The following is a 24417-nucleotide window of genomic DNA, read 5'->3' on the forward strand; positions in this document are numbered from 1 at the left end:
TTCGCTGTTGATTTCATCCACTTATGGCCGCCTCGGCCTCGCCCCCATGGAAGGCGTGATCGATGCCGCGACCCGGGCCCTGCTGACCGCCGATGGCGCTCTGGACTGGACCGTCACGGAATTCGTGCGTGTCGTCGACGCCCGGCTCCCTCCGCGCGTCTTTCTACGCCACTGTCCCGAACTGGCTGATACCGAGGTCGCGACACCCAGCGGGATCCCGGTTCACCTTCAGTTGCTGGGCTCCGCGCCTGCCGCGCTGGCCGAGAACGCGCTGCAGGCGCAATCCCTGGGCGCTCCGAGCCTGGATCTCAACTTCGGCTGTCCGGCCAAGACCGTCAACCGGCACGATGGCGGCGCCTCGCTGCTACGCGATGCGCGACGCGTCTATCTCGCCGTACGCGCCGTTCACGACGCCCTGGCGCCAAGCGGCACTCCGGTCACCGCCAAGATTCGCCTGGGATTCGATGATCGCCGCCTGGCGCTGGCCTGTGCTCAGGCGGCCGAAGATGCAGGCGCGAGCCAACTGGTCGTGCACGCACGCACACGTCGTGAAGGGTATCGCCCCCCCGCCCATTGGGAGTGGATCGGCCGTATCCGCGCCAGACTGACGATTCCGGTCGTCGCCAACGGCGATATCTGGTCGCTCGAAGATTACTGGAAGGCACGTACGCTGTCGGGATGCCGCGACGTCATGCTCGGACGCGGCATGCTCGTCGATCCTTGGCTGGCTCGGCGTATTCGTCACTGGCAACGTACCGGCGAGCGCCTGCCATCAACCCCCTGGTCCGCCAAGGCCGGCATTCTGCTGGCCTACGCCGACAGGCAGCGCGCCGCACTGCCCGAGAAGATCGTCCTGTCGCTTCTCAAGCAGTGGTTGAGCCAGATGCGTACGCGAGATGCCGAGGCAGCGCAGCATTTCTCGCATCTCAAGCGCCAGGTCGAGCTCGAGTCCTTTCTCGCCGCCCTTCGTCACTCTAGCGCACCGACATCCCATGCAGTCACCGTCTTGGCAGGCAAATGACCCCCAGCATTGACGACGCGCCGGTATCCAGTTCCGATACCGTCTAGATGCCAGACACAAAAAAGGCACGCCGATGCGTGCCTACAATGGCGGCCTCCTGCATGTGACGCGTCAGGTCTGGCTGCCAGGGAAAATGCAATGAATAAAAACGAAAGCCCCGTCCTCTGACGAGGACGGGGCTTGAATCTGGCGCGCCCGGGAGGATTCGAACCTCCGACCACCTGATTCGTAGTCAGGTACTCTATCCAGCTGAGCTACGGGCGCTAATCGAAACACGGGGCGCAACCTCTGCCCCTATTCTTCAACAGCGGCAGACCTCGTTTCTTGCTGTCTGCTTGAAGAAGATGGCGCGCCCGGGAGGATTCGAACCTCCGACCACCTGATTCGTAGTCAGGTACTCTATCCAGCTGAGCTACGGGCGCGTGCCTTCATTATGTTGATGTCAACCCATCAGACTTGAATGGCGGAGAGGGAGGGATTCGAACCCTCGATGGGGCTATAAACCCCATACTCCCTTAGCAGGGGAGCGCCTTCAGCCACTCGGCCACCTCTCCTCATCAACACGGCGCGTATGTTACCGATTCTGAAGCAAGTTGTCCAGAGACTAGGCAAAAACTTTTAAGCCTTAAGTGACAATCTGCCGGAATCCGCCGCTCGTGCGCCAACCGAAACCTAAACGCTACGCTGTCAGACACGCATAAGCCAGAAAAAACGGCTCTTATTCCCGGGCGACACCGTTTCAGACGAGCGAACCACTCCCATCCTCATTTTCCGTCTTCTCACGCTGGATGCGCTGATAAATTTCTTCACGATGGACGGCGACATCCTTCGGTGCATTGACACCGATACGCACTTGATTACCTTTGACGCCCAGCACGGTGACGGTAATCTCGTCACCGATCATAAGCGTTTCACCGACACGTCGGGTCAGGATGAGCATGACTGATCTCCTTTCAGGGCTTCTCCTATGGAATGCACACATCGTCACGCGACGGCGCGGGCGCCGATTATGCGTCATCCCCTACCGCGAGGCCAACGACATCCCTTGACGTCGCCGAGCCTCGTCATGAGGAAAGGCCAAGCCGGCCTTTCCAGCGTTCCTTCACCATAAGCGTAGAACGTCAGGACACAATGCAAGTTTCAGTTGCCCTGAATACTGTCGCTATCGAGACCGAAAGCACTATGCAGGGCACGTACCGCCAGCTCCATGGTCTTCTGATCAATAACGACCGAAATCTTGATTTCTGAAGTCGACACCATGCGGATATTGATATTTTCCTGCGCCAGGACACGGAACATCTTCGATGCCACCCCGGCATGGGAGCGCATGCCGACACCCACCAGCGACACCTTGGCAATGTTGTCGTCACCTCGCAGCTCACCGCCCCCCAGGTCAGGAATCACCTGCTCCTTGAGGATCTTCATGGTCTGCTTGTAGTCGCCCTTGGCCACCGTGAAGGTGAAATCGGTATAGTCGCCGGCCGGCGCCACGTTCTGCACGATCATGTCGACTTCGATGTTGGCATCGGCAATGGGCCCCAGAATGCGCGAGGCGACGCCCGGCACGTCCGGTGTATTGAGCAGAGTCAGCTTGGCCTCGTTGGAGGTGAAGGCAATGCCCGAAATCAGCGGTTCTTCCATGGAATCCTCTTCTTCTTCAGCGTCTGCGACGATCAGTGTCCCCGGGCCATCCTCGAAGCTGGACAGTACGCGCAGGGGAACATTGTACTTGCCGGCGAACTCCACGGCGCGGATCTGCAGCACCTTGGAGCCTAGACTGGCCAGTTCGAGCATTTCCTCGACAGTAATGGTTTCGAGGCGCTGCGCCTTGGAGCAGACACGCGGGTCAGTGGTGTAGACACCGTCGACATCCGTATAGATCTGGCACTCGTCGGCTTTCAGTGCCGCCGCCAATGCCACGCCGGTGGTATCCGAGCCACCGCGCCCCAGCGTGGTGATATTGCCTTCCTCGTCGACTCCCTGAAAACCGGCAACGACCACGACCTGCCCCTCGGCGAGATCCTGGCGCAGATCATCGGTCTCGATACGCTGGATACGTGCCTTGGTGTGAGCGCTGTCAGTGCGAATGCCGACCTGCGCCCCAGTATAAGAGGTCGCCGGCACGCCCAGCTTCTGCAGCGCCATGGCAAGCAGTGAAATGGTGACCTGTTCGCCGGTGGACACCAGCATATCCATCTCGCGCGGCGTAGGCTCGTCATTGATCTGGCCGGCCAGCTCGATGAGGCGGTTGGTCTCGCCGCTCATGGCGGATACCACCACCACGATCTGATGCCCCTCGTCGCGGAATCGCTTGACCTTCTCGGCCACTGCCTTGATGCGCTCCACCGAGCCCACCGAGGTACCGCCGAACTTCTGAACGTATAGCGCCATATGCGTATCCGTAGTTGCGAATGTTATGTCCGTATCATCAACGCGAAAAGGGCCGATGCGGCGCCCGGCCCTTCAGAGAACCTTAGTGTAGCTGAGACTCGACCCAGCCCGGCACGCTCTCGAGCGCCGCCGGCAGGGCGGCAGCATCGCTGCCGCCGGCCTGGGCCATGTCCGCCCGGCCGCCGCCCTTGCCACCGACCTGAGCGGCCACATGATTGACCAGATCTCCCGCCCTGACACGGCCGGTGAGATCCTGGGTGACGCCGGCGATCAGGCTGACCTTGTCGCCGTCGCTCACGCCGAGCACCAGCACTCCGGAGCCAAGCTTCTGCTTGAGCTGGTCCAGCAGGTTGCGCAGCTCCTTGCCGGACACACCCTCGACCTGCCTGGCCAGCACCTTGATGCCCGCCACGTCACGTGCCTCGGCGAGCATGTCACTGCCCGCGGCGCTGGCCAGCTTGGCCTTCAGCCGTTCCAGTTCCTTCTCGAGACCGCGATTGCGTTCCAGCAGCGATTCGACGCGCTCCTCGACCTGCTCCGGCTTGGCCCTGAGGCGTTCGCCGATGCGTGCCACACGCGCTTCCTGGTCGCGGAAGTACGCCAGCGCTCCCTCACCGGTAACCGCCTCGATGCGCCGCACACCGGCGGCGATACCGGTTTCGGCCAGGATGTGGAAGCAGCCGATGTCCCCACTGCGCGCCACGTGGGTACCGCCACACAGCTCGATGGAGAAGTCACCGGCCCCGATGGTCAGCACCCGAACCTCATCGGCGTACTTGGCCTCGAACAGCGCCTTGGCCCCCCGGGCCTTGGCCTCGTCGAGCGACATGCGCTCGACCGTGGTCGCGGCATTGAGCAGGATCTGCTCATTGACGATACGCTCGACCTCGTCGAGCTGCGCCGGCGTCATGGCCTCGAAATGGCTGAAATCGAAGCGCAGACGCTCGGCGGTGACCAGCGAGCCCTTCTGCTGAACGTGATCGCCCAGCACGCGCTTCAGCGCCTCGTGCATCAGGTGCGTGGCGGAGTGGTTGCGCATGGTGGCGGCGCGCAGACCGGCGTCCACCCGAGGCGTGACGGCGCTGCCGACATTCAGGCTGCCGGCCGCCATCACCCCGTGATGCAGGTGATGGCCGCCCTGCTTCTGGGTATCGGTGACCTGGAAACGGCCGGATTCGCTCTCGAGATAGCCGGTGTCACCCGCCTGGCCACCGGACTCGCCATAGAACGGTGTACGATCGAGCACGACGATGCCTTTCTGGCCTTCCTCGAGGGCGGCCAGGGCATTCCCTTCGCCATCCACCAGAGCCGTGATGTGTGCATCTTCCTCGAGCTTGTCATAGCCGGTAAAGGCCGTCTCGCCCTCCAGCTCCAGCCCCGCGGTATAGTCGGCCCCGAACTGGCTGGCCGCCCGGGCGCGCTGCCGCTGCGCCTCGAGCTCGCGCTGGAAACCCACCTCATCCAGCGTCACGCCGCGTTCGCGACAGACGTCGGCGGTAAGATCATAGGGGAAGCCGTAGGTGTCATAGAGCTTGAACACCGTCTCGCCCGGCAGCACGTCGCCGTCGAGCTCCGCCAGCGCCGCATCGAGCAGTCCCATGCCGTGATCGAGCGTCCGCGCGAACTGCTCCTCCTCCTTGAGCAGCACTCTCTCGATCTGGCTGCGTGCCTTGTGCAACTCCGGATAGGCCTCGCCCATCTCGGTATCCAGCGCTGCCACTAACGTATGGAAGAACGGTTCACTGGCGCCCAGCTTGTGGCCGTGGCGCACGGCACGCCGAATGATCCGGCGCAGCACGTAACCGCGGCCCTCGTTGGAGGGCAATACGCCGTCGGCGATCAGGAACGCACAGGAGCGGATATGATCGGCAATGACCCGCAGCGACGGGTTGGCCATGTCGTCGTGGCCGGTGGCGTGGGCTGCCGCCCTGAGCAGGTTCTGGAACAGATCGATCTCGTAATTGGAGTGCACGCCCTGCATCACTGCAGCCATGCGCTCCAGCCCCATACCGGTGTCGATCGACGGCTTGGGCAGCGGGTTGAGGTTACCGGCGCCGTCGCGATCGAACTGCATGAAGACCAGATTCCAGATCTCGATATAGCGGTCGCCATCTTCATCGGGGCTGCCGGGAGGCCCACCGAAGACATCGGGCCCATGGTCGTAGAAAATCTCGGAGGAGGGCCCGCAGGGGCCGGTGTCGCCCATCTGCCAGAAGTTGTCCTCGTCAAGCCGCGAGAAGCGTGTCGGGTCGGCGCCGATCTCCTCGATCCAGATCTTCTCCGCCTCATCGTCACTGACATGCACGGTGACCCACAGCTTCTCCTTGGGCAGCCCCAGCACCTCGGTCAGGAACGTCCAGGCAAAGCGGATCGCATCGCGCTTGAAGTAGTCACCGAAGCTGAAATTGCCCAGCATCTCGAAGAAGGTATGGTGGCGCGCGGTATAGCCGACGTTGTCCAGATCGTTGTGCTTGCCGCCGGCCCGCACGCAGCGCTGCGCCGAGGTGGCGCGCACGTAGGGGCGCGGATCGCGACCGAGGAAGACGTCCTTGAACGGCACCATGCCGGCATTGGTGAACAGCAGCGTCGGATCGTTGCCCGGCACCAGCGAGCTCGACGGCACGATGGTGTGCCCCTGCTCCTCGAAGAAGGTTAGAAAGGCCTGTCTGATATCTGCGCTTTTCATAGAAGATCCGTGGCGATGTTGGGCACTGCGGGCACGCAGCTCTTCCCTGCGGCTTGTGGACGGAAACGCGGGCAAATGACGGCAAACGTGCGCCCTGAGCCGTCACAAAGCGCATTAGTATAACGCGTTCGGCGCGGGACTAAAGAGGAGGTGAGACGCGAAACGCCACAGAAAGGGCGCGATAGCAGGTGAAACCCGGCACCAGGCGCAAGGTGTCGCACTTCACTGCGAGGCTTCGGATGGGCTCATGACCAGGCATGGCCAAGAGCGTAACGGACCTGGGAAAAATCGAAACCGCGCCCGGCGAGAAAACGCTCTCGCCGGGCACGTTCACGCGGCCCCTGGCCGGGGCCGTCGAAGCGGCGTGCCAGAGTCTCGCAAGCCAATTGTTGCCAATCGACTTCCACCGCTTCCAGAGACATGGCAATCAGGGAGGAGTCGATACCGCGCGCCCCCAGCTCGGCACGAATCTTGACCGGACCCTGGCCGCGCATGATACGCGAGCGCACGAAGACCTCGGCAAACCGGGTATCCGACTGCAACCCCTGCTCGGCCAGCGCATCGAGCGCCTCGTTGATGGCAACGCTCTCGTGACCGCGAGCCCGCAACCGGGTCATCAGCTCGGCGCGAGAATACTCGCGCCGACCCAGCAGACGGATCGCATCGTCTCGTGGCGTGGACTCGCCCGGCGTGGACTCGCTCGGTGTCGAAGACCGAAGCATGGCTTACAGCAACGTGTCGTCGCCGAGATCGTCCACTTCCGCCGCCTCGGGCTCTTCCTTCTCCTTGGGCGTCGGCGTGGAAAGCAGCTGACCACGGATCTGGGTCTCGATCTCGTCCATGATTGCCGGGTTGTCCTCGAGGAACTGCGCGGCGTTGGCCTTGCCCTGGCCGATCTTGTTGCCCTGATAGCTGTACCAGGCACCGGCCTTGTCGACCAGCTTGCACTGCACGCCAAGATCGACCACTTCGCCGGCATGGTAGATGCCCTTGCCGTAGAGAATCTGGAACTCGGCCTGACGGAACGGTGGCGCCACCTTGTTCTTGACCACCTTGACACGGGTTTCGTTGCCCGTGACTTCATCGCCCTGCTTGACCGATCCGGTACGTCGGATATCGAGGCGCACGCTGGAATAGAACTTCAGCGCGTTGCCCCCGGTGGTGGTTTCCGGGTTGCCGAACATCACCCCGATCTTCATGCGGATCTGGTTGATGAACACCACCATGCAGTTGGCATTCTTGATGTTGCCGGTAATCTTGCGCAACGCCTGGGACATCAGGCGCGCCTGCAGCCCGACGTGGGAATCGCCCATCTCGCCTTCGATTTCGGCACGCGGGGTGAGCGCCGCTACCGAGTCGATGATGATCACGTCGACACCGCCGGAGCGCACCAGCATGTCGCAAATCTCCAGCGCCTGCTCGCCGGTGTCCGGCTGCGAGACCAGCAGATCGTCGAGATTGACGCCCAGTTTCTCGGCGTAGCTCGGATCCAGCGCATGCTCGGCATCGATGAAGGCGCAGGTCTTGCCCTGCTTCTGGGCCTGGGCGATGACCGACAGGGTCAGCGTGGTCTTGCCCGAGGACTCCGGCCCGAAGATCTCGACGACGCGACCGAAAGGCAAGCCACCGATCCCCAGCGCGATATCCAGGCCCAGCGATCCGGTGGATACCGAAGGCATCACGACCCGCGGCGTGTCGCCCAGGCGCATGACGGTGCCCTTGCCGAACTGGCGCTCGATCTGGGACAGCGCCGCATTGAGAGCTTTGGAACGGTTGTCGTCCTGTGCCATGAACGTCTCCTGTTAGGACGTGAAAAGAGAGACGCAGCGCACCGGCCGGTCTCGATACTGCATAAAACACTGTATGACTAGACAGTATTATGACGAAAAAATTCCGTGCCGCCTATAGAAAAAGCGCGCCAATTCGTCCTGAATCGCGACACCCAGCGCCAAGCCGTTGAAGTGGCGTAGACATCCGTGTCACGCAGCCTCCAGGCGAGCCACCAGAGCCGCCAGCGCCACGCGTACCGCCTGTTCGCGTACCGCTCGGCGATCTCCCGCAAGGCACTGGCAGAGCGCCTCCTGCGACCGCTCGTCCCCCCAGGCAAACCACACCGTCCCCACCGGCTTCTCGGCGCTGCCCCCACCCGGCCCGGCAATGCCGCTGATCGCCACGCCCAGCGCCGCACCGCTCTCCCGGCAGGCACCCGCCACCATGGCCGCCACCGTCTCGCGACTCACGGCGCCATGCGTGGCCAGGGTCGACTCGCTCACGCCCAGCAGACGCGCCTTGGCGCCGTTGGAGTAGGTCACGTAACCGGTCTCGAAGTAGCCCGAGCTGCCGGCAATGGCGGTGATGGCGCTGGCGACGCCGCCTCCGGTGCAGGACTCGGCAGTCGTGACCGACACGCCACGCGCCAGGCAAGCCCGCCCGAGCCGCTCACTCAAAGCGTCGCTGTCGAGGCGCATCAGGGCATCAGGAATCGAAGGCATGTGCAACTCCACGGGGCAGATAGGCGAAATTGGCATCCGGCGTCGACAGCCTCCTGACGATGGACACCTGAGCGCGTAGAATAGTGCCATTTGATCCCGATTGCAGACCCCAGCAACAAGGACCCGCATGGCACAGGCCACCGCGACTCAGCATACGCCGATGATGGCGCAGTATCTCAAGATCAAGCGCGAACACCCCGATGTGCTGCTTTTCTATCGCATGGGGGATTTCTACGAGCTGTTCTTCGACGATGCCAAGCGTGCCGCCCAGTTACTCGACATCACCCTGACCGCCCGCGGGCAGTCGTCAGGCAAGCCGATTCCCATGGCCGGCGTGCCCTACCATAGCGCCGAAGGCTATCTGGCACGACTGGTCAGGGCCGGCGAATCCGTGGCGATCTGTGAGCAGATGGGCGACCCGGCCGCAGCCAAGGGCCCGGTCGAACGTCAGGTGGTACGCATCGTGACCCCGGGCACCCTTCACGACGAGGCCCTGCTCGATGCACGCCGCGACAACCTGCTGGTCGCCCTGCATGCTCACGAGGATCACTGGGGCCTGGCCTGGCTGGAACTCTCGAGCGGCCATTTCTGCGTGCTGGAAGTCGACAGTGATGCCGACATGCTGGCCGAGATCCATCGCCTCTCCCCTGCGGAGCTGCTGGCGGCGGAGAGTCTCGACCTGCCGCCGGCGCTGGCCGAGCGTGCCGGCCTCAAGCGTCAGAGTGACTGGCTGTTCGACGGCGAAACCGCCGAGCGGCTGTTGTGCGACCAGTTCGGCGTCGCCGATCTGCGCGGTTTCGGCTGCGCGCATCTGTCGCGAGCCATCACGGCGGCCGGCGTGCTGCTCGACTATGCCCGCGACACCCAGCGCTCGCGCCTGCCTCACGTCACGGCACTCGCCGTGGAAGCCCGCGACGAGTCGGTGGTCATCGATGCCGCCAGCCGCCGCAATCTGGAGATCGACATCAATCTCGGCGGCGGCAGCGACAACACCCTGGCCAGCGTGCTCGACACCACGGCCACGGCGATGGGTTCGCGCCTGCTCAAGCGCTGGCTGAACCGGCCGCTGCGCGACCGGACGCAGGTCACCGGCCGTCAGGCCGCCGTGCAGCAGCTGATAGACGGCGACCATTACCTGGACATCCGCGACGGTCTCAAGCCGATCGGCGATATCGAGCGCATCCTGGCTCGCATCGCCCTGTGCAGCGCCCGTCCCCGCGATCTGGCGCGGCTGCGCGATGCACTCCTTGCCTTGCCCGATCTGCAGCGGCATCTGGCGGACCTGGAAGAGGGCTCCGCGCTGGACGAGATGCGCCGACACATCCGCCCCTATCCCGAGCTGGCCGACACTCTGTCACGCGCCCTGATCGACAGCCCGCCCGTGGTGATCCGCGACGGCGGCGTGATCGCCGACGGTTTCGACGCCGAACTCGACGAGTACCGCGGCCTGGCCGAACATGCCGGAGACTACCTGGTCGAGCTCGAAAGCCGCGAGCGCACGCGCACGGGCCTTGCCGGACTCAAGGTCGGCTACAACCGGGTGCATGGCTACTTCATCGAGATTCCCCGCGCCCAGGCCCGCGAGGTGCCTGCCGACTATATCCGTCGCCAGACGCTCAAGAACGCCGAACGCTTCATCATTCCCGAGCTCAAGGAGTTCGAGGATAAGGCGCTGTCCGCCAAGTCTCGTGCGCTGGCGCGTGAAAAGCTGCTTTATGAAGGCCTGATCGACACCCTGAACGCCGAGCTGCAGCCCCTGCAGGGCACCGGCCGGGCCCTGGCGGCACTCGACGTGCTGGCGACCTTCGCCGAGCGCGCGCTAGCCCTGGACCTGACCCGTCCGCTGCTTCAGGAGACTCCGGGGCTGAGCATACGCGGCGGCCGCCATCCGGTGGTCGAGCAAGTCAGCACCCACCCGTTCGTACCCAACGACCTGCGGCTCGACGACCATCGGCGCATGCTGGTGATCACCGGCCCCAACATGGGCGGTAAATCCACCTACATGCGGCAGGCGGCCCTGATCGTGCTGCTCGCCTACACCGGCAGCTTCGTGCCCGCCGATAGTGCCGAGATCGGCCCGGTGGATCGCATCTTCACCCGTATCGGCTCCTCGGACGATCTGGCCGGGGGACGTTCCACCTTCATGGTGGAGATGACCGAGACCGCCAGCATCCTGCACAACGCCACGCATGAAAGTCTGGTACTGATGGACGAAATCGGTCGCGGCACCAGCACCTTCGACGGGCTGTCGCTGGCCTGGGCCAGTGCCGAGCATCTGACCCGCACGCGAGCCTATACCCTGTTCGCCACGCACTACTTCGAGATGACGGCACTGGCCGAACAGGCCAGTGGCGTGGCCAACGTGCACCTGACCGCCGCCGAGCATCAGGATGGCATCGTCTTCATGCATCGCGTCGAGGAGGGGCCCGCCAGCCAGAGTTACGGATTGCAGGTCGCCCAACTGGCCGGGGTGCCACAAAGCGTTATCCAGCGGGCTCGTGAAAAGCTGGCGGGGCTCGAGCAGCAGGAAGTGCACCAGGCCGCGCAGTCGAAGCCCATGGCGGGCATGCCCCAGCAGGCCGACCTGTTCGCCGCCACGCCGCACCCTGTCGTGGATGCCTTGGTACAACTCGATCTGGATAGCCTGGCGCCGCGCGAGGCGCTGAATCTGTTGTACAAGTGGCGCGCTCAGTGCTGAATACTGCGTCCCCGATGAGCGCCACCGCTTGCCGTGCATGGAAAGAGGCGACTAGAATGGGTCGCCATTAGAATGGCTGCTTATAAAACAGCCCATCTTTATAACCTTATTACCCGCCAGGCAGACCCAGCCCAGGCGCGGGCGTTACCGTGATTCCGGGAGGCTCCATGACATTCGTCGTCACCGAAAACTGTATCCGCTGCAAGTACACCGACTGCGTCGAGGTCTGCCCGGTAGATTGCTTCTATGAAGGTCCCAATTTCCTGGTGATTCACCCCGACGAGTGTATCGACTGCGCCCTTTGCGAGCCGGAGTGTCCCGCCGAAGCGATTTTCTCGGAAGACGAGTTGCCGGACGGCCAGAAGGATTTCATCGAGATCAATGCCGACCTCTCCGAGGTGTGGCCCAACATTACCGAGAAGAAGGATCCGCTGCCCGAGGCCGAGGAGTGGGACGGCAAGCCGGACAAGAAGCAGTTTCTGGAGCGATAAACCTCCCTGCATCGCTTGCAGCGGGCAAGCGATGCATCCCGCCATGGACCCAACATGCTCTAGAAAAAGCGTTGGATAGAAAAAACTCTAGAAAGAAAAAGGGGCTGCCCGAAGGCAGCCCCTTTTTGTTACCGCGCGCCTAACATGAAGACGGCCCAGCAGGACCGTCCGGCTCCCAGCCTCTCCTCGGGCAACTCCCTTCGCCCATACTCCTGAGGTACGTTCCCTGCCTGGAAGCGACACCCTGTTGCACCAAGCGCACCGTCATCGAACCGTCGCATTCCGCTGCATGTTGCAGGAAAGTTCTCCTGCTTTTCCTGGATGCGATTGTTACGAAACCTCCCGATATCGGCAAGATGGTTATCTTGCCCCGCCAAGGTGAGTTTCTTAATTCAATATGCTCAGCCCTGGGTACCCGGCGCCGCTGCAACGCCAAGGGCCGCCATGCGGCGGCCCTTTTGTCCATCGACTGTTCAGCCACGACCGGCCGAGAAGGTTTCTCGGCCTTCGCGAGACTCAGCCTTGGCCCTTGATGGCCTGACGTCCCGGATAGCGTGCCTTGTCGCCCAGTTCCTGCTCGATGACCAGCAAGCGGTTGTACTTGGCCACACGATCGCTGCGGCACAGTGAGCCGGTCTTGATCTGTCCGGCGGATGTGGCCACGGCCAGATCGGCGATAGTGGTGTCCTCGGTCTCGCCGGAGCGATGCGAGATCACCGCGGTGAAGCCGGCGTCCTGAGCCATCTTGATCGCATCCAGGGTCTCGGAGAGCGACCCGATCTGGTTGAACTTGATCAGGATGGAGTTGCCGATGGACTCGTCGATGCCGCGCTTGAGGATACGCGTATTGGTGACGAACAGATCGTCGCCCACCAACTGCACCTTGTCGCCCAGCTTATCGGTCAGTGCCTTCCAGCCGTCCCAGTCGGATTCGTCCATGCCGTCCTCGATGGAGACGATCGGGTACTCCTCGACCAACTCCGCAAGATAGTCGGCGAACCCGGCTGAATCGAAGCTCTTGCTTTCACCGGCCAGCGTGTACTGTCCGTCCTGATAGAACTCCGAGGAGGCGCAGTCCAGTGCCAGGGTCACATCCTGCCCCAAGGTATAGCCGGCCTCGGACACCGCCTGCTTGATCACCGCCAGCGCTTCGGCATTGGAGGAAAGATTGGGCGCGAAACCGCCTTCGTCGCCGACCGACGTCGACAGTCCCTTGGCCGAGAGCACCTTCTTCAGGGCATGAAAGATCTCCGCGCCCATGCGCAGCGCTTCGCGGAAGTTCGGTGCGCCGACCGGCTGCACCATGAACTCCTGGATATCGACGTTGTTGTCGGCATGCTCGCCGCCATTGAGGATGTTCATCATCGGCACCGGCATGCTGTACTGGCCCGGCTGACCGTAGAGCGCAGCCATGTGGGCGTAGAGGGGAATGCCCTGCTCGACCGCAGCCGCCTTGGCGGCCGCCAGGGAGACGGCAAGAATGGCGTTGGCGCCGAGATTCGCCTTGTTGTCGGTCCCGTCGAGTTCGAGCATGGCACTGTCCAGGCCACGCTGGTCCAGCGCATCCATGCCCAGCAGACGTTCACGGATCCTGCCGTTCACGGCATCGACCGCCTTCAGCACGCCCTTGCCCAGATAGCGCGACTTGTCGCCGTCACGCAGCTCGAGCGCCTCGCGTGAGCCGGTGGATGCGCCGCTCGGGGCACAGGCGCTGCCCTTGACACCGCTCTTGAGCACCACCTCGGCGTACACGGTAGGATTGCCCCGTGAATCGAGCACTTCAAGGCCGCGGATATCGACGATCTCTGCCATGTTCAATCTTCCTTAATGTCGTGGTTCAGCGTGGTCGGGAATCGAATTATTGCACCTGGACCTCGGGGAGTCCCTTGACCCAGTCATCGAGGGCCTTGAGCTGGCCCAAGAACGGCTCCAGCTTGTCCAGCGGCAAGGCACTGGGGCCATCGCAGCGCGCCTTGTCCGGGTCCGGGTGCGCCTCCAGAAACAGGCCTGCCAGGCCGACGGCGACACCGGCCCTGGCCAGCTCGAAGACCTGGGCGCGTCGCCCCCCCGCGCTGTCACTGCGCCCGCCGGGACGCTGCAGGGAGTGGGTGACGTCGAAGACCAGCGGATAACCGGTCTGCTTCATCTCACCGAAGCCGAGCATGTCGACGACCAGATTATTGTAGCCGAAGCTCGAGCCGCGCTCGCAGAGGAGCAGCCTGTCGTTGCCGGCTTCCTGGCACTTGCTGATGATATGGCGCATCTCGTGCGGGGCGAGGAACTGCGGCTTCTTGATGTTGATCACCGCGCCGGTCTGGGCCATGGCCACCACCAGATCCGTCTGGCGCGCCAGAAAGGCCGGCAGCTGGATGACATCCGCTACCTGAGCTGCCGGTTGCGCCTGCCAGGGCTCATGCACATCGGTGATGATGGGCACGTCAAAGCGTGCCTTGATATCGGCCAGCCACTCCAACCCCTTCTCGAGGCCCGGTCCGCGAAAGGAGTGAATCGAGCTGCGGTTGGCCTTGTCGAAGCTGGCCTTGAACACGTAGGGAATCCCGAGCCTGCGGGTGACTTCCACATAGGTCTCTGCCACCTCGAAGGCCAGCTCGCGAGACTCCAGCACGTTCATGCCGCCAAACAACATCATCGGCAATGAATTGCCGGCCCTGAGGCCGGCGAATTCAATGGTTTTCTGCATGTCTTCCATGGCGTGTCCTCAGTTCTGTACCTGAGCATGCATACGGTTGCGTGCCGCCTTGTGTTCCACCGCCGCATTGACGAAGCCGGTGAACAGCGGGTGGCCGTCACGAGGCGTGGAGGTGAACTCCGGATGGAACTGGCAGGCCACGTACCAGGGGTGATCCGGCAATTCGATCATCTCCACCAGGGAATTGTCGACGCTCTTGCCGGAGATCACCAAGCCCGCACGCTCGATTTCATCGATGAACTGGTTGTTGACCTCGAAGCGATGACGATGGCGCTCGGTGATATCTTCCAGACCGTAGGCCTGATGCGCCCGGGTGCCCGTCTTGAGATGGCAGACCTGACCGCCGAGTCGCATGGTGCCCCCCAGATCGGAGGCCTCGTCACGCAGCTCGATCTCGCCCTCGGCATTGATCCATTCGGTGATCAGGCCGACCACGGGATGCTTGGTATCGCGGGTGAACTCGGTGGAGTTGGCATCCTCCCAGCCCACCACGTGACGCGCGTACTCGATGACCGCCACCTGCATGCCCAGACAGATCCCCAGATAGGGGATGCCGTTCTCGCGGGCGTAGCGGGCGGTCAGGATCTTGCCTTCCACGCCGCGCTCGCCGAAGCCGCCCGGGACCAGGATCGCATCCTTGCCGGACAGCCGATCGGTGCCGTGACGCTCGATATCCTCGGAGTCGATGTAGTCGATGTTGACCTTGACCCGCGTCTGGATGCCGGCGTGGATCAGCGCTTCGTTGAGCGACTTGTAGGCATCGAGCAGCTCCATGTACTTGCCGACCATGGCGATATTGATCGACTTGAGCGGATTGAGCTTGGCGTCGAGCACATGCACCCACTCGGTGAGATCGGCCTCGGGCGCCTCGAGCCGCAGCTTGTCGCAGACGATCTCGTCGAGCCCGTGCTCGTGAAGCATCAGCGGAATGCGATAGATGGTATCCGCATCCTGCAGCGGGATGACGGCACGCTCCTCGACGTTGGTGAACAGCGCGATCTTGCGCCGCTCGCTCTCCTCGAGCTCGACCTCGCTGCGACAGATCAGGATATCCGGCTGGATACCGATCGAGCGCAGCTCCTTGACGCTGTGCTGGGTCGGCTTGGTCTTGGTCTCGCCGGCGGTCTTGATGTAGGGCACCAGGGTCAGATGCATGAACAGCGCCCGGTTGGCGCCCACCTCGCTGCGCAGCTGGCGGATCGACTCCAGGAACGGCAGCGACTCGATGTCGCCCACCGTGCCGCCGATCTCCACCAATGCCACGTCGAAGCCCTCGCCCCCGGCGATCACCCGGCGCTTGATCTCGTCGGTGATATGCGGAATGACCTGCACGGTACCGCCAAGATAGTCACCGCGGCGCTCCTTGCGCAGCACATGTTCGTAGACGCGTCCGGTGGTGAAGTTGTTGGCCTGGGTCATCTTCGAGCGGATAAAGCGCTCGTAGTGGCCCAGATCCAGGTCGGTTTCCGCGCCGTCTTCGGTAACGAACACCTCGCCATGCTGGAACGGGCTCATGGTGCCCGGGTCCACGTTGATGTACGGATCCAGCTTGAGGATCGTGACCCTGAGGCCACGCGCCTCGAGAATCGCCGCGAGGGAAGCCGACGCGATGCCCTTGCCGAGAGAGGACACAACGCCGCCGGTCACGAAGATATATCGTGTCATGGAGAACCTGTTAATCGTGATCAGAAGGCCCGGGGAGGAAGTCAGGCCTGGATGGGACGCCAGAATAGCAGATCCGGCCCGAGCGCTCAATTTTGCCGCCCGGTACCGTTGTCACCTTCACAGTATCACGACCACCAGTGGGACATGGCACTGCCCAGCGGATCGCGCTCAGGCTGCGAAAGGCGCTGAATGCGTGCGACCGACGCATCGTGCTCGGCGGGGTCGGCGCGGATCAGATCCACCTCGGGCTGATCCTGGGGGTAAGCCGCGGTGACCTGAAAATCCTCGCTGGCCGACAAGCGGCAATGGCCGGTTCCGGCGGGCAGCACCAGCAGGTCACCGGATCGCACGTCGAAATCCCGCCCCGCCTCGCCGCCCAGACGCAGCCTGGCGTTGCCTGCGATGACCGCCAGCGCTTCGTGGGCGGTGGAGTGGTAGTGATGATAGTCGTAGACACCGCCGCGCCAGCTCGGCGGCCAGCCGTGGGCGGAATACAGACGCTCGAAGCGCATTGCCAGCGCCTCATCTTCGAGATCGGTGCCCTGCGAGCGAAACAGCAATGCAGGCAGCGAAGTGTTGGGAGTGGCCCCGTCATCCTCGAATGTCGCCGTCTCGGGAACGACGGAGGTGCCCGAGCCGGCGGCCAAACCCAGCTCGCTCAGCATGGTTGCCACGTCATGTTCCGCCATATCGTTCTCCCTGTCGGATCGTCACTGTCTCCAGACTAGTCCCGATTGGGGATAGGGAAAACCAGAACCCCGGTCCTTGAACCGGGGTTGCGAGAGCAGCGAAACGACACCTTGCCGCGTTATACCTCGAGCTTGCCGTGTTATATCTCGAGATAGTCGAGGATACCCTCGGCCGCCTTGCGCCCCTCGTAAACGGCGGTGACCACCAGATCGGAGCCGCGCACCATGTCGCCACCGGCAAAGACCTTCTCGTTCGACGTCTGGAAGGCGAACTTGTCCTTGATCAGCTGACCCTGTTCCTTGGCCGCCACGCGACCCCGCGAGTCGATCTCGATGTTGTGGGTCTCGAACCAGGCGATCTCGCTGGGCTGAAAACCGAAGGCAATGATCACCTCATCGGCGGGAACGACCTCCTCGGAGCCCGGCACCACCTCGGCACTGCGACGCCCCTTCTCGTCGGGCTCGCCCATGCGCGTGCGCACCAGCTTGACGCCTTCCACCCGTTCTTCGCCGACGATGGCCACCGGCTGACGATTGAACAGGAAGTCGACGCCCTCCTCGCGGGCGCTGGCCACCTCGCGCTTGGAACCGGGCATGTTGGCTTCGTCGCGCCGGTAGGCACAGGTCACGCTGGTCGCGCCCTGACGGATGGAAGTCCGGTTGCAGTCCATCGCCGTATCGCCACCCCCGAGCACCACCACGCGCTTTCCCTTCATCGACACGTGCTCGGAAGTTTCGACATTGAAGCCCAGGTTGTGGTTGATATTGTCGATCAGGAAGTCGAGCGCCTTGTGCACGCCGGGCATGTCCTCACCGGGGAAACCGCCTTCCATGTACTTGTAGGTGCCCATACCCATGAACACCGCATCGTACTCGTCGAGCAGCTGCTGGAACTCGATATCACGGCCGATTTCCACGTTCAGACGAAATTCGATGCCCATCTCCTCGAATATCGCCCGGCGACGCTTCATGACGTGCTTTTCGAGCTTGAATTCGGGAATGCCGAAGGTAACCAGTCCGCCGATTTCCGGGTAGCGGTCGAATACCACCGGCTTGACGCCGTTGCGTACCAGGATGTCGGCGCAGCCCAGTCCCGCCGGACCGGCACCGATCACCGCCACGCGCTTGTCGGTCCACTCGACCTTGGACATGTCCGGTCGCCAGCCCATGGCGAAGGCGGTCTCGGCGATGTACTTCTCGATCGAGCCGATGGTGATCGCCCCGAAGCCGTCGTTCAGGGTGCAGGCCCCTTCGCAAAGCCGCTCCTGGGGACAGACGCGACCGCACACCTCGGGCAGCGTGTTGGTGCGATGCGACAGCTCGGCAGCTTCCATGATGTTCCCCTCGGCGACCAGCTTCAGCCAGTTGGGGATGTAGTTGTGTACCGGACACTTCCACTCGCAGTAGGGATTGCCGCAGTGCAGGCAGCGATGCGCCTGGCTGGCGGCTTCCTGGGGGCGGAAGGGTTCGTAGATTTCCGCGAACTCCTTCACGCGCAGCCGCGCATCCTTCTTGGTACGGTCCTTGCGAGCAACGTCAATGAACTGAAAATCATTGGATAAACGGTTAGCCATGTCTGCTTCTCCTCTCACTCAGGCCGACGACGGGACTCGGCGAGCAGGCCGTTGAGGCTTGCCGCCTTGGGCTTGACCAGCCAGAAATGGCGGATGTAATCGGAGAAATTGCTCAGAATCTCCTGCCCGCGCACGGAGTGGGTCTCGGCGACGTATTCCTGGATGACTTCACGCAGATGGCGCCGATACGCCTCCATGGCCTCAGTGTTGATACGATGAATCTCGACCAGCTCATGGTTGTAGCGGTCGACGAAGGTGCGATCCTGGTCGATGACGTAGGCAAAGCCGCCGGTCATGCCCGCGCCGAAGTTGAGGCCGGTATCACCGAGCACACAGACCAACCCGCCGGTCATGTACTCGCAGCAGTGGTCGCCCGCCCCCTCGATGACGGCATGGGCGCCTGAGTTGCGCACCGCGAAGCGCTCCCCGGCCGTCCCCGCAGCAAACAGCTTGCCACCGGTGGCGCCGTACAGGCAGGTATTGCCGATGATCGCGGTCTTGTGACTCTCGAAACGGCTGCCCTTGGGCGGCGTGATCACCAGCTTGCCGCCATTCATGCCCTTGCCGACATAGTCGTTGGCATCGCCCTCGAGATAGAGGTTCAGGCCGCGGGCGTTCCACACCCCGAAGCTCTGCCCCGCCACGCCGGTCAGGCGCAGGGTCACCGGCGCATCCTCCAGGCCGACCTCGCCATAGCGCTTGGCGACTTCGCCGGAGACGCGCGCCGGCACCGAACGGTCGCAGTTGCTGATGGTGAAGGTGAACTCACCGCCCTTCTTGTGCTCGATGGTGTCCCTGAGTGCGTCGAGGATCTCCTCGTTCTTGCTCGCCAGGTCGTGCGGCATGTTGCGCTGCACTTCGCAATGGCGCGGCGCATCCTCGGGTACCCAGTCGTTGGAGAGCAACGAATCGAGCACCAGCTTCTTCTGCGAGCGTGTCTGCCCCTCGATCTTCTCGAGCAGGTCCGTGCGCCCGATCAGATCGGTGAGCTGACGCACGCCGAGCATGGCCATGATCTCGCGCGCCTCCTCGGCAACGAAGCGGAAGTAGTTCTTGACCATGTCCACCGTGCCGCGAAAGTGCTCGCCGCGCAGATAGTCGTTCTGCGTCGCGACGCCGGTGGCGCAGTTGTTCAAGTGACAGATGCGCAGGTAGATGCAGCCCAGCGAGACCATCGGCGCAGTGCCGAAGCCGAAGCTCTCGGCACCGAGGATCGCCGCCTTGACCACGTCGAGCCCGGTCTTCAGGCCGCCATCGGTCTGCAGGCGGATCTTGTCGCGCAGGCCATTGATGCGCAGCGCCTGGTGCACCTCGGGCAGGCCCAGCTCCCAGGGACTGCCGGCATGCTTGATCGAGGTCAGCGGGCTTGCCGCGGTGCCGCCATCGTAGCCGGAGACGGTGATCAGATCCGCATAGGCCTTGGCCACACCGGTGGCGATGGTCCCGATGCCCGGCTCGGAGACCAGCTTGACCGAGACCAGCGCCTCCTGATTGACCTGCTTCAGGTCGAAGATCAGCTGGGCCAGATCCTCGATCGAGTAGATGTCATGGTGCGGGGGCGGCGAAATCAGCGTCACGCCAGGTACCGCGTAACGCAGCCGCGCGATCAGCTCGTTGACCTTGCCGCCGGGCAGCTGGCCGCCTTCGCCGGGCTTGGCTCCCTGCGCCACCTTGATCTGCAGCACCTCGGCGTTGGCCAGATAGGCCGGCGTCACGCCGAAGCGGCCCGAGGCGACCTGCTTGATCTTCGAGCTGCGGATGGTGCCGTAGCGTGCCGGATCCTCGCCGCCCTCACCGGAGTTGGAGCGTCCACCGGACTCGTTCATGGCCTGGGCCAGTGCCTCGTGGGCCTCCGGTGACAGGGCACCGAGACTCATGCCGGCACTATCGAAACGCGGCAGCAACGCCTCGACCGGCTCGACTTCATCGAGCGGCAGCGGCTGGTCCGCGGGCTTGAGCTTCAACAGATCGCGGATGGTCGCCACCGGACGCTCGTTGACCAACTGCGCGAACTGCTTCCACTTGCCGTAGTCGCCCTGTTGCACCGCGGCCTGCAGCGCCTTGATCACGTCGGGGTTGAAGGCGTGGTATTCATAACCGTAGACGAACTTGTAGAGCCCCCCCTGGCGCGCCGCCTTGCGGGGAATCCACGCCTCGCGCGCCAGCAGTTCCTGCTGCAACTGCAGTTCGGCGAAGCCGGTCCCCTCGATGCGTGACGCCATGCCCGGAAAGCACAGCTCCATGACCTCGGAGGACAACCCCACTGCCTCGAACAGCTGGGCGCCGCGGTAGGAGGCGATGTGCGATATCCCCATTTTGGAGAGGATCTTGAACAGCCCTTTCTGCATGCCCTTGCGGTAGTTCTCGCGCGACTCGGCCGGATCACCGATCAGATCACCGGTGCGGTGCATGTCGGCCATCACCTGATAGGCGAGATAGGGATAGACCGCCGTGGCCCCGACACCGAACAGCACGGCCAACTGATGCGAGTCGCGAGCGAAGCCGGTCTCGACCACCAGATTGATGTGAGTACGCAACCCCAGGCGGCCCAGGGAGTGATGTACCGCACCGACGGCCAGCGCCGGATGGATCGGCAGCCGGCCTTTCTCCAGGCCGCAATCGGAGAGCACCAGTACTACCTTGCCGTTGCGCGCGGCCTCTTCGGCTGACTGACACAGCGCCTTGATCGCCTGCTTGAGGCCGAACGCCTCGGGATCGTAGCCCAGCGACAGCGTTTCGCTGGCAAAGGCGGGATCCTCATGGGTGGTCAGCGCGGTGAACTTGCGCGGCGACAGCACCGGCGTGGTCAGGATCAGGCGGTGGGCGTGCTCGGGCGTGGCCTCGAAGACGTTACGCTCGGCGCCCAGACAGGTCTCCAGCGACATGACGATCGCTTCACGCAGCGGGTCGATCGGCGGGTTGGTGACCTGAGCGAATTTCTGGCGGAAATAATCGCTCAGCATCCGCGGCTGGCTTGAAAGGACCGCCATGGGGGTATCGTCACCCATCGAACCGACCGCCTCCTGGCCGGATTCGGCGAGCGGGCGCAGGATCTGGTCGCGTTCCTCGTTGGTGACCAGGAACATCTTCTGGTAGACGCCCAGCTGGTCGGTATCCATCGGCTGGAAGCGCGCCAGCTCGGTCAAGGACGACTCGAGGTAGCTGGCATTCTCGTTGAGCCAGCGCTTGTAAGGATAGGCGGATTTCAGCTGCTCATCGATATCGGCGGTATGCAGCACCTCGCCGGTATGCGTATCGACGGAGAGAATCTGTCCCGGTCCGACACGCCCCTTGGCCACGACGCTCTCGGGCGAGTAGCTCCATACGCCGATCTCCGAGGACAGGGTGATATAACCGTTGTCCGTGATCACCCAGCGCGCCGGACGCAGGCCGTTGCGATCGAGCATGCACACCGCATGGCGCCCGTCGGTGACCACGATGCCGGCCGGACCGTCCCAGGCCTCCATGTGCATGGAGTTGTACTCATAGAAGGCGCGCAGGTCGCCATCCATGGTCTCGACGTTCTGCCAGGCCGGCGGCACCATCAGACGCACGGCACGATAGAGTTCCATGCCACCGGTCATCAGCACCTCGAGCATGTTATCCATGCTCGAGGAGTCGGAACCCACGGTATTGACCACCTGATCGAGCTCGGTGATCTCGGGCAGCAACTCGGAGATGAAGTTCTCCTTGCGCGCGTTGGCCCAATTGCGGTTCGCCTCGATGGTATTGATCTCGCCGTTGTGGGCGAGAAAGCGGAACGGTTGAGCCAGGGGCCAGCGCGGCGCGGTATTGGTCGAGAAACGCTGGTGGAAAACGCAGATCGAGATTTCCATACGCTCGTCGCCGAAGTCCAGATAGAACGTCGGCAGGTCCTCCGGCATCATCAGGCCTTTATAGGAGATGACCTTGGATGACAGCGAACTGACGTAGAAATCCTCCTCGCGGGCCAGCTTCTGCTCGGCGTAACGCCGCGCCATGAACAGGTCGACATTGAAGAGCTTGTCGTCGCGGCGCTCGGCATGGGGCTCAACGAAGATCTGACGGATACGCGGCTGGCACGCCAGGGCGATCGGCCCGCAGACGCTGGAATCGTGAGGCACCGCGCGCCAGCCCTTGACGCTCAAGCCGCGCTCGGCGAGCTCGCCTTCCAGCACCTCGCGGGCATGCGACTCGCGCACGTCATCGTCGGGAAGGAACACGCTGCCGACGGCGTACTGCCCGCCCAATTCGACGTTCAGTTCCTCACGCGCCACGGCCCGCATGAAGGCGTCGGGCATGGTGAACAGCAGACCGCAGCCATCGCCGGTCCGGCCGTCGGAGTTGATGCCGCCGCGATGGGTCATGCAGGTCAGGGATTCGATGGCCGTCTTCAACAGGTCGTGGCTGGCCTTGCCTTCCATATGGGCAATCAGGCCAAAGCCACAGTTGTCGCGGAACTCGCCAGGCTGGTGGAGACCTCTCATCATGGGCGTGCCTCACAATCGTAGAAACTTGTATCCAGGACAGATGCGCTATATAGTGTTCGGTTTTCTTTTATTTATGCCGATGTCACGGAGGGCAAAATGTCGACGCAAAAAGGCTGCCTAGCATAGCCGCACTCCCCTAGGCGCGCAAATCCCCGCCTCGCCATTCGGCACAAAATATTCGCAAAATCGCGACCTTAGCCGAAAATCCCTGCAAAAACCTTGCGCTTTCAGCGACTTAGGAATTAATTTCCAGAAATGACCTCTATATAAACTTTGGTCTAATTTCCTCAACCCACCCCATGCCAATCATGCATGAGGCATGCGGATTGTTTTGCCGAATCACCATAATACGCTTGAAACAGACAGGCGAAAACGACGACGCCTGCCGGATTGGCAGGCGTCGTCGCATCGGGCAGGCAAGGTCAGGCGCGAGGGAATGTCGTCAGCAGATCGCGCAGCAGTTCCGGCGGGGTTTCATCGAATATGCACCCCTCGCCCAGGCGGCGCAGCAGAACCAGACGCAACCGGCTATCGATGTTCTTCTTGTCGAGCCGCATCAGGCGCAGGAAGTCGTCGGCATCCATCGACCGGGGCGCGGCTTGGGGCAGGCCTGCCGAAGCGACAAGCGCCGCGACCCGCTCGGTTTCGGCCGGACTCAGCCAGCCCAGCCGCCGCGACAGCTCGGCCGCCATCAGCATGCCGGTTCCAACAGCTTCACCATGCAACCAGGCACCATAGCCTTGGGCCGTCTCGATGGCATGACCGAAGGTGTGGCCGAGATTGAGCAAGGCACGTACGCCCTGCTCGGTCTCGTCCTCGGCGACCACCTCGGCCTTGGCGGCACAGCTTTTCAGAATCGCTTCGGTCAGCGCCGCGTCGTCGAGGGAGCGCAGATCCGCCATGCGGGCTTCGAGCCAGTCGAGAAATGCCGCATCGCGAATCAGGCCATACTTGATCACCTCCGCCAGACCGGCCGAGAGTTCCCGCGACGGCAGGCTGTGCAGGGTCGTGGTATCGATGATCACTGCGCGCGGCTGCCAGAAGGCGCCGATCATGTTCTTGCCGCGCGGATGGTTGACGCCGGTCTTGCCGCCGACCGAAGAATCGACCTGGGCCAACAGCGTGGTCGGCACCTGAACGAAAGCCACGCCACGCTGGTAACAGGCCGCGGCATAGCCTGCCATGTCGCCGATCACGCCGCCGCCCAGCGCCACCAGGGTACAGCGCCGGTTGAAACCGGCCTCCAGCAGGGCATCCCAGATACGCTCCACGGAGGCCAGGGTCTTGGTGTGCTCGCCATCGGGAAGAATGACTTCGCGCACGTCGAGGTCGTCATCCAGCCCCTGCTTGAAGGTCTCGAGATACAACGGCGCCACCACCTCGTTGGTGACGATCATGACCTGACGCCCGGCCAGGTGGGGACGCAGCCAGGCGGCATCCCCGAGCAGCCCCGGGCCGATGTGGATGGGATAGCGGCGCTCGCCGAGATCGACGGTCAGGGTCTGCGGGGAATCGGAAGCAACGGTCATGA

Annotated in this window: 16 protein-coding genes and 3 tRNA genes; 3 read left to right on the plus strand and 16 right to left on the minus strand. The window is 63.1% G+C overall.

Annotated elements, in window-relative coordinates; translation table 11 throughout:
• The first annotated feature begins 46 nt into the window (after nt 1-46).
• Nucleotides 47-1021 (plus strand): tRNA dihydrouridine synthase, encoded by a 975-nt coding sequence (locus tag ACYQ12_RS15930; RefSeq protein ID WP_459874536.1) that lies wholly within the window; start codon nt 47-49, stop codon nt 1019-1021.
• A gap of 187 nt (nt 1022-1208) precedes the next feature.
• Here the strand turns inward: ACYQ12_RS15930 and ACYQ12_RS15935 are convergent.
• The 9 genes from ACYQ12_RS15935 to ACYQ12_RS15975 all read right to left on the minus strand — a co-directional run bounded on the left by ACYQ12_RS15935 (nt 1209) and on the right by ACYQ12_RS15975 (nt 8590).
• A tRNA-Arg gene (locus ACYQ12_RS15935) sits at nt 1209-1285 on the minus strand.
• Nucleotides 1286-1366: 81 nt separating this feature from the next.
• A tRNA-Arg gene (locus tag ACYQ12_RS15940) sits at nt 1367-1443 on the minus strand.
• A gap of 39 nt (nt 1444-1482) precedes the next feature.
• Nucleotides 1483-1575 (minus strand) — tRNA-Ser (locus ACYQ12_RS15945).
• 185 nt (nt 1576-1760) lie between these two features.
• Complete coding sequence (csrA, locus tag ACYQ12_RS15950; RefSeq protein ID WP_459873641.1) at nt 1761-1961, minus strand: carbon storage regulator CsrA; 201 nt, start codon at nt 1959-1961, stop codon at nt 1761-1763.
• A gap of 200 nt (nt 1962-2161) precedes the next feature.
• Nucleotides 2162-3412 (minus strand): aspartate kinase, encoded by a 1251-nt coding sequence (locus tag ACYQ12_RS15955; RefSeq protein WP_459873643.1) that lies wholly within the window; start codon nt 3410-3412, stop codon nt 2162-2164.
• A gap of 82 nt (nt 3413-3494) precedes the next feature.
• On the minus strand, nt 3495-6098 hold the full coding sequence (gene alaS / locus ACYQ12_RS15960) for an alanine--tRNA ligase (protein ID WP_459873645.1): 2604 nt from the start codon (nt 6096-6098) through the stop codon (nt 3495-3497).
• 245 nt (nt 6099-6343) lie between these two features.
• Nucleotides 6344-6820: a regulatory protein RecX gene (locus tag ACYQ12_RS15965; RefSeq protein ID WP_459873648.1), complete on the minus strand. Its 477-nt coding sequence runs from the start codon at nt 6818-6820 to the stop codon at nt 6344-6346.
• A 3-nt stretch (nt 6821-6823) separates the two neighbouring features.
• On the minus strand, nt 6824-7888 hold the full coding sequence (recA, locus tag ACYQ12_RS15970; RefSeq protein WP_459873650.1) for a recombinase RecA: 1065 nt from the start codon (nt 7886-7888) through the stop codon (nt 6824-6826).
• A gap of 189 nt (nt 7889-8077) precedes the next feature.
• Nucleotides 8078-8590 carry a CinA family protein gene (locus tag ACYQ12_RS15975; RefSeq protein ID WP_459873652.1) on the minus strand — a complete coding sequence of 171 codons (513 nt, stop codon included), beginning with the start codon at nt 8588-8590 and terminating at the stop codon, nt 8078-8080.
• A gap of 127 nt (nt 8591-8717) precedes the next feature.
• Between ACYQ12_RS15975 and mutS the strand changes: the two genes are divergently transcribed.
• Nucleotides 8718-11288 (plus strand): DNA mismatch repair protein MutS, encoded by a 2571-nt coding sequence (gene mutS / locus ACYQ12_RS15980; protein ID WP_459873654.1) that lies wholly within the window; start codon nt 8718-8720, stop codon nt 11286-11288.
• Between the two features lie 167 nt (nt 11289-11455).
• Nucleotides 11456-11779: a ferredoxin FdxA gene (fdxA, locus tag ACYQ12_RS15985; protein ID WP_459873656.1), complete on the plus strand. Its 324-nt coding sequence runs from the start codon at nt 11456-11458 to the stop codon at nt 11777-11779.
• A gap of 516 nt (nt 11780-12295) precedes the next feature.
• Here fdxA and eno read toward each other — a convergent pair.
• The 7 genes from eno to aroB form a co-directional block, all read right to left on the minus strand.
• Nucleotides 12296-13591, minus strand: coding sequence for a phosphopyruvate hydratase (gene eno, locus ACYQ12_RS15990; protein ID WP_459873658.1), 1296 nt, complete (start codon nt 13589-13591; stop codon nt 12296-12298).
• A 46-nt stretch (nt 13592-13637) separates the two neighbouring features.
• Nucleotides 13638-14489: a 3-deoxy-8-phosphooctulonate synthase gene (gene kdsA / locus ACYQ12_RS15995; protein WP_459873660.1), complete on the minus strand. Its 852-nt coding sequence runs from the start codon at nt 14487-14489 to the stop codon at nt 13638-13640.
• A gap of 9 nt (nt 14490-14498) precedes the next feature.
• On the minus strand, nt 14499-16154 hold the full coding sequence (pyrG, locus tag ACYQ12_RS16000; RefSeq protein WP_459873662.1) for a CTP synthase: 1656 nt from the start codon (nt 16152-16154) through the stop codon (nt 14499-14501).
• 125 nt (nt 16155-16279) lie between these two features.
• Nucleotides 16280-16843, minus strand: coding sequence for a cupin domain-containing protein (locus ACYQ12_RS16005; RefSeq protein ID WP_459873664.1), 564 nt, complete (start codon nt 16841-16843; stop codon nt 16280-16282).
• Between the two features lie 140 nt (nt 16844-16983).
• Nucleotides 16984-18417 carry an FAD-dependent oxidoreductase gene (locus tag ACYQ12_RS16010; RefSeq protein ID WP_459873666.1) on the minus strand — a complete coding sequence of 478 codons (1434 nt, stop codon included), beginning with the start codon at nt 18415-18417 and terminating at the stop codon, nt 16984-16986.
• 14 nt (nt 18418-18431) lie between these two features.
• Entirely contained in the window at nt 18432-22886 is a 4455-nt protein-coding gene (gene gltB / locus ACYQ12_RS16015; RefSeq protein WP_459873669.1) for a glutamate synthase large subunit, read from the minus strand.
• Nucleotides 22887-23308: 422 nt separating this feature from the next.
• Nucleotides 23309-24415, minus strand: a complete 1107-nt coding sequence (gene aroB / locus ACYQ12_RS16020) for a 3-dehydroquinate synthase (RefSeq protein WP_459873672.1) — start codon at nt 24413-24415, stop codon at nt 23309-23311.
• Nucleotides 24416-24417: the final 2 nt, after the last annotated feature.

This window comes from Halomonas shantousis, from assembly GCF_054654615.1.

What these genes read in the sequence shown, in the direction of transcription:
- recA (WP_459873650.1), bottom strand. Translation starts at nt 7,888, where the DNA reads ATGGCACAGGACGACAACCGTTCCAAAGCTCTCAATGCGGCGCTGTCC.
- ACYQ12_RS16005 (WP_459873664.1), bottom strand. Translation starts at nt 16,843, where the DNA reads ATGGCGGAACATGACGTGGCAACCATGCTGAGCGAGCTGGGTTTGGCC.
- pyrG (WP_459873662.1), bottom strand. Translation starts at nt 16,154, where the DNA reads ATGACACGATATATCTTCGTGACCGGCGGCGTTGTGTCCTCTCTCGGC.
- ACYQ12_RS15955 (WP_459873643.1), bottom strand. Translation starts at nt 3,412, where the DNA reads ATGGCGCTATACGTTCAGAAGTTCGGCGGTACCTCGGTGGGCTCGGTG.
- gltB (WP_459873669.1), bottom strand. Translation starts at nt 22,886, where the DNA reads ATGATGAGAGGTCTCCACCAGCCTGGCGAGTTCCGCGACAACTGTGGC.
- mutS (WP_459873654.1), top strand. Translation starts at nt 8,718, where the DNA reads ATGGCACAGGCCACCGCGACTCAGCATACGCCGATGATGGCGCAGTAT.
- ACYQ12_RS15930 (WP_459874536.1), top strand. Translation starts at nt 47, where the DNA reads ATGGAAGGCGTGATCGATGCCGCGACCCGGGCCCTGCTGACCGCCGAT.
- alaS (WP_459873645.1), bottom strand. Translation starts at nt 6,098, where the DNA reads ATGAAAAGCGCAGATATCAGACAGGCCTTTCTAACCTTCTTCGAGGAG.
- eno (WP_459873658.1), bottom strand. Translation starts at nt 13,591, where the DNA reads ATGGCAGAGATCGTCGATATCCGCGGCCTTGAAGTGCTCGATTCACGG.
- ACYQ12_RS15965 (WP_459873648.1), bottom strand. Translation starts at nt 6,820, where the DNA reads ATGCTTCGGTCTTCGACACCGAGCGAGTCCACGCCGGGCGAGTCCACG.
- fdxA (WP_459873656.1), top strand. Translation starts at nt 11,456, where the DNA reads ATGACATTCGTCGTCACCGAAAACTGTATCCGCTGCAAGTACACCGAC.
- ACYQ12_RS16010 (WP_459873666.1), bottom strand. Translation starts at nt 18,417, where the DNA reads ATGGCTAACCGTTTATCCAATGATTTTCAGTTCATTGACGTTGCTCGC.
- aroB (WP_459873672.1), bottom strand. Translation starts at nt 24,415, where the DNA reads ATGACCGTTGCTTCCGATTCCCCGCAGACCCTGACCGTCGATCTCGGC.
- csrA (WP_459873641.1), bottom strand. Translation starts at nt 1,961, where the DNA reads ATGCTCATCCTGACCCGACGTGTCGGTGAAACGCTTATGATCGGTGAC.
- kdsA (WP_459873660.1), bottom strand. Translation starts at nt 14,489, where the DNA reads ATGGAAGACATGCAGAAAACCATTGAATTCGCCGGCCTCAGGGCCGGC.
- ACYQ12_RS15975 (WP_459873652.1), bottom strand. Translation starts at nt 8,590, where the DNA reads ATGCCTTCGATTCCTGATGCCCTGATGCGCCTCGACAGCGACGCTTTG.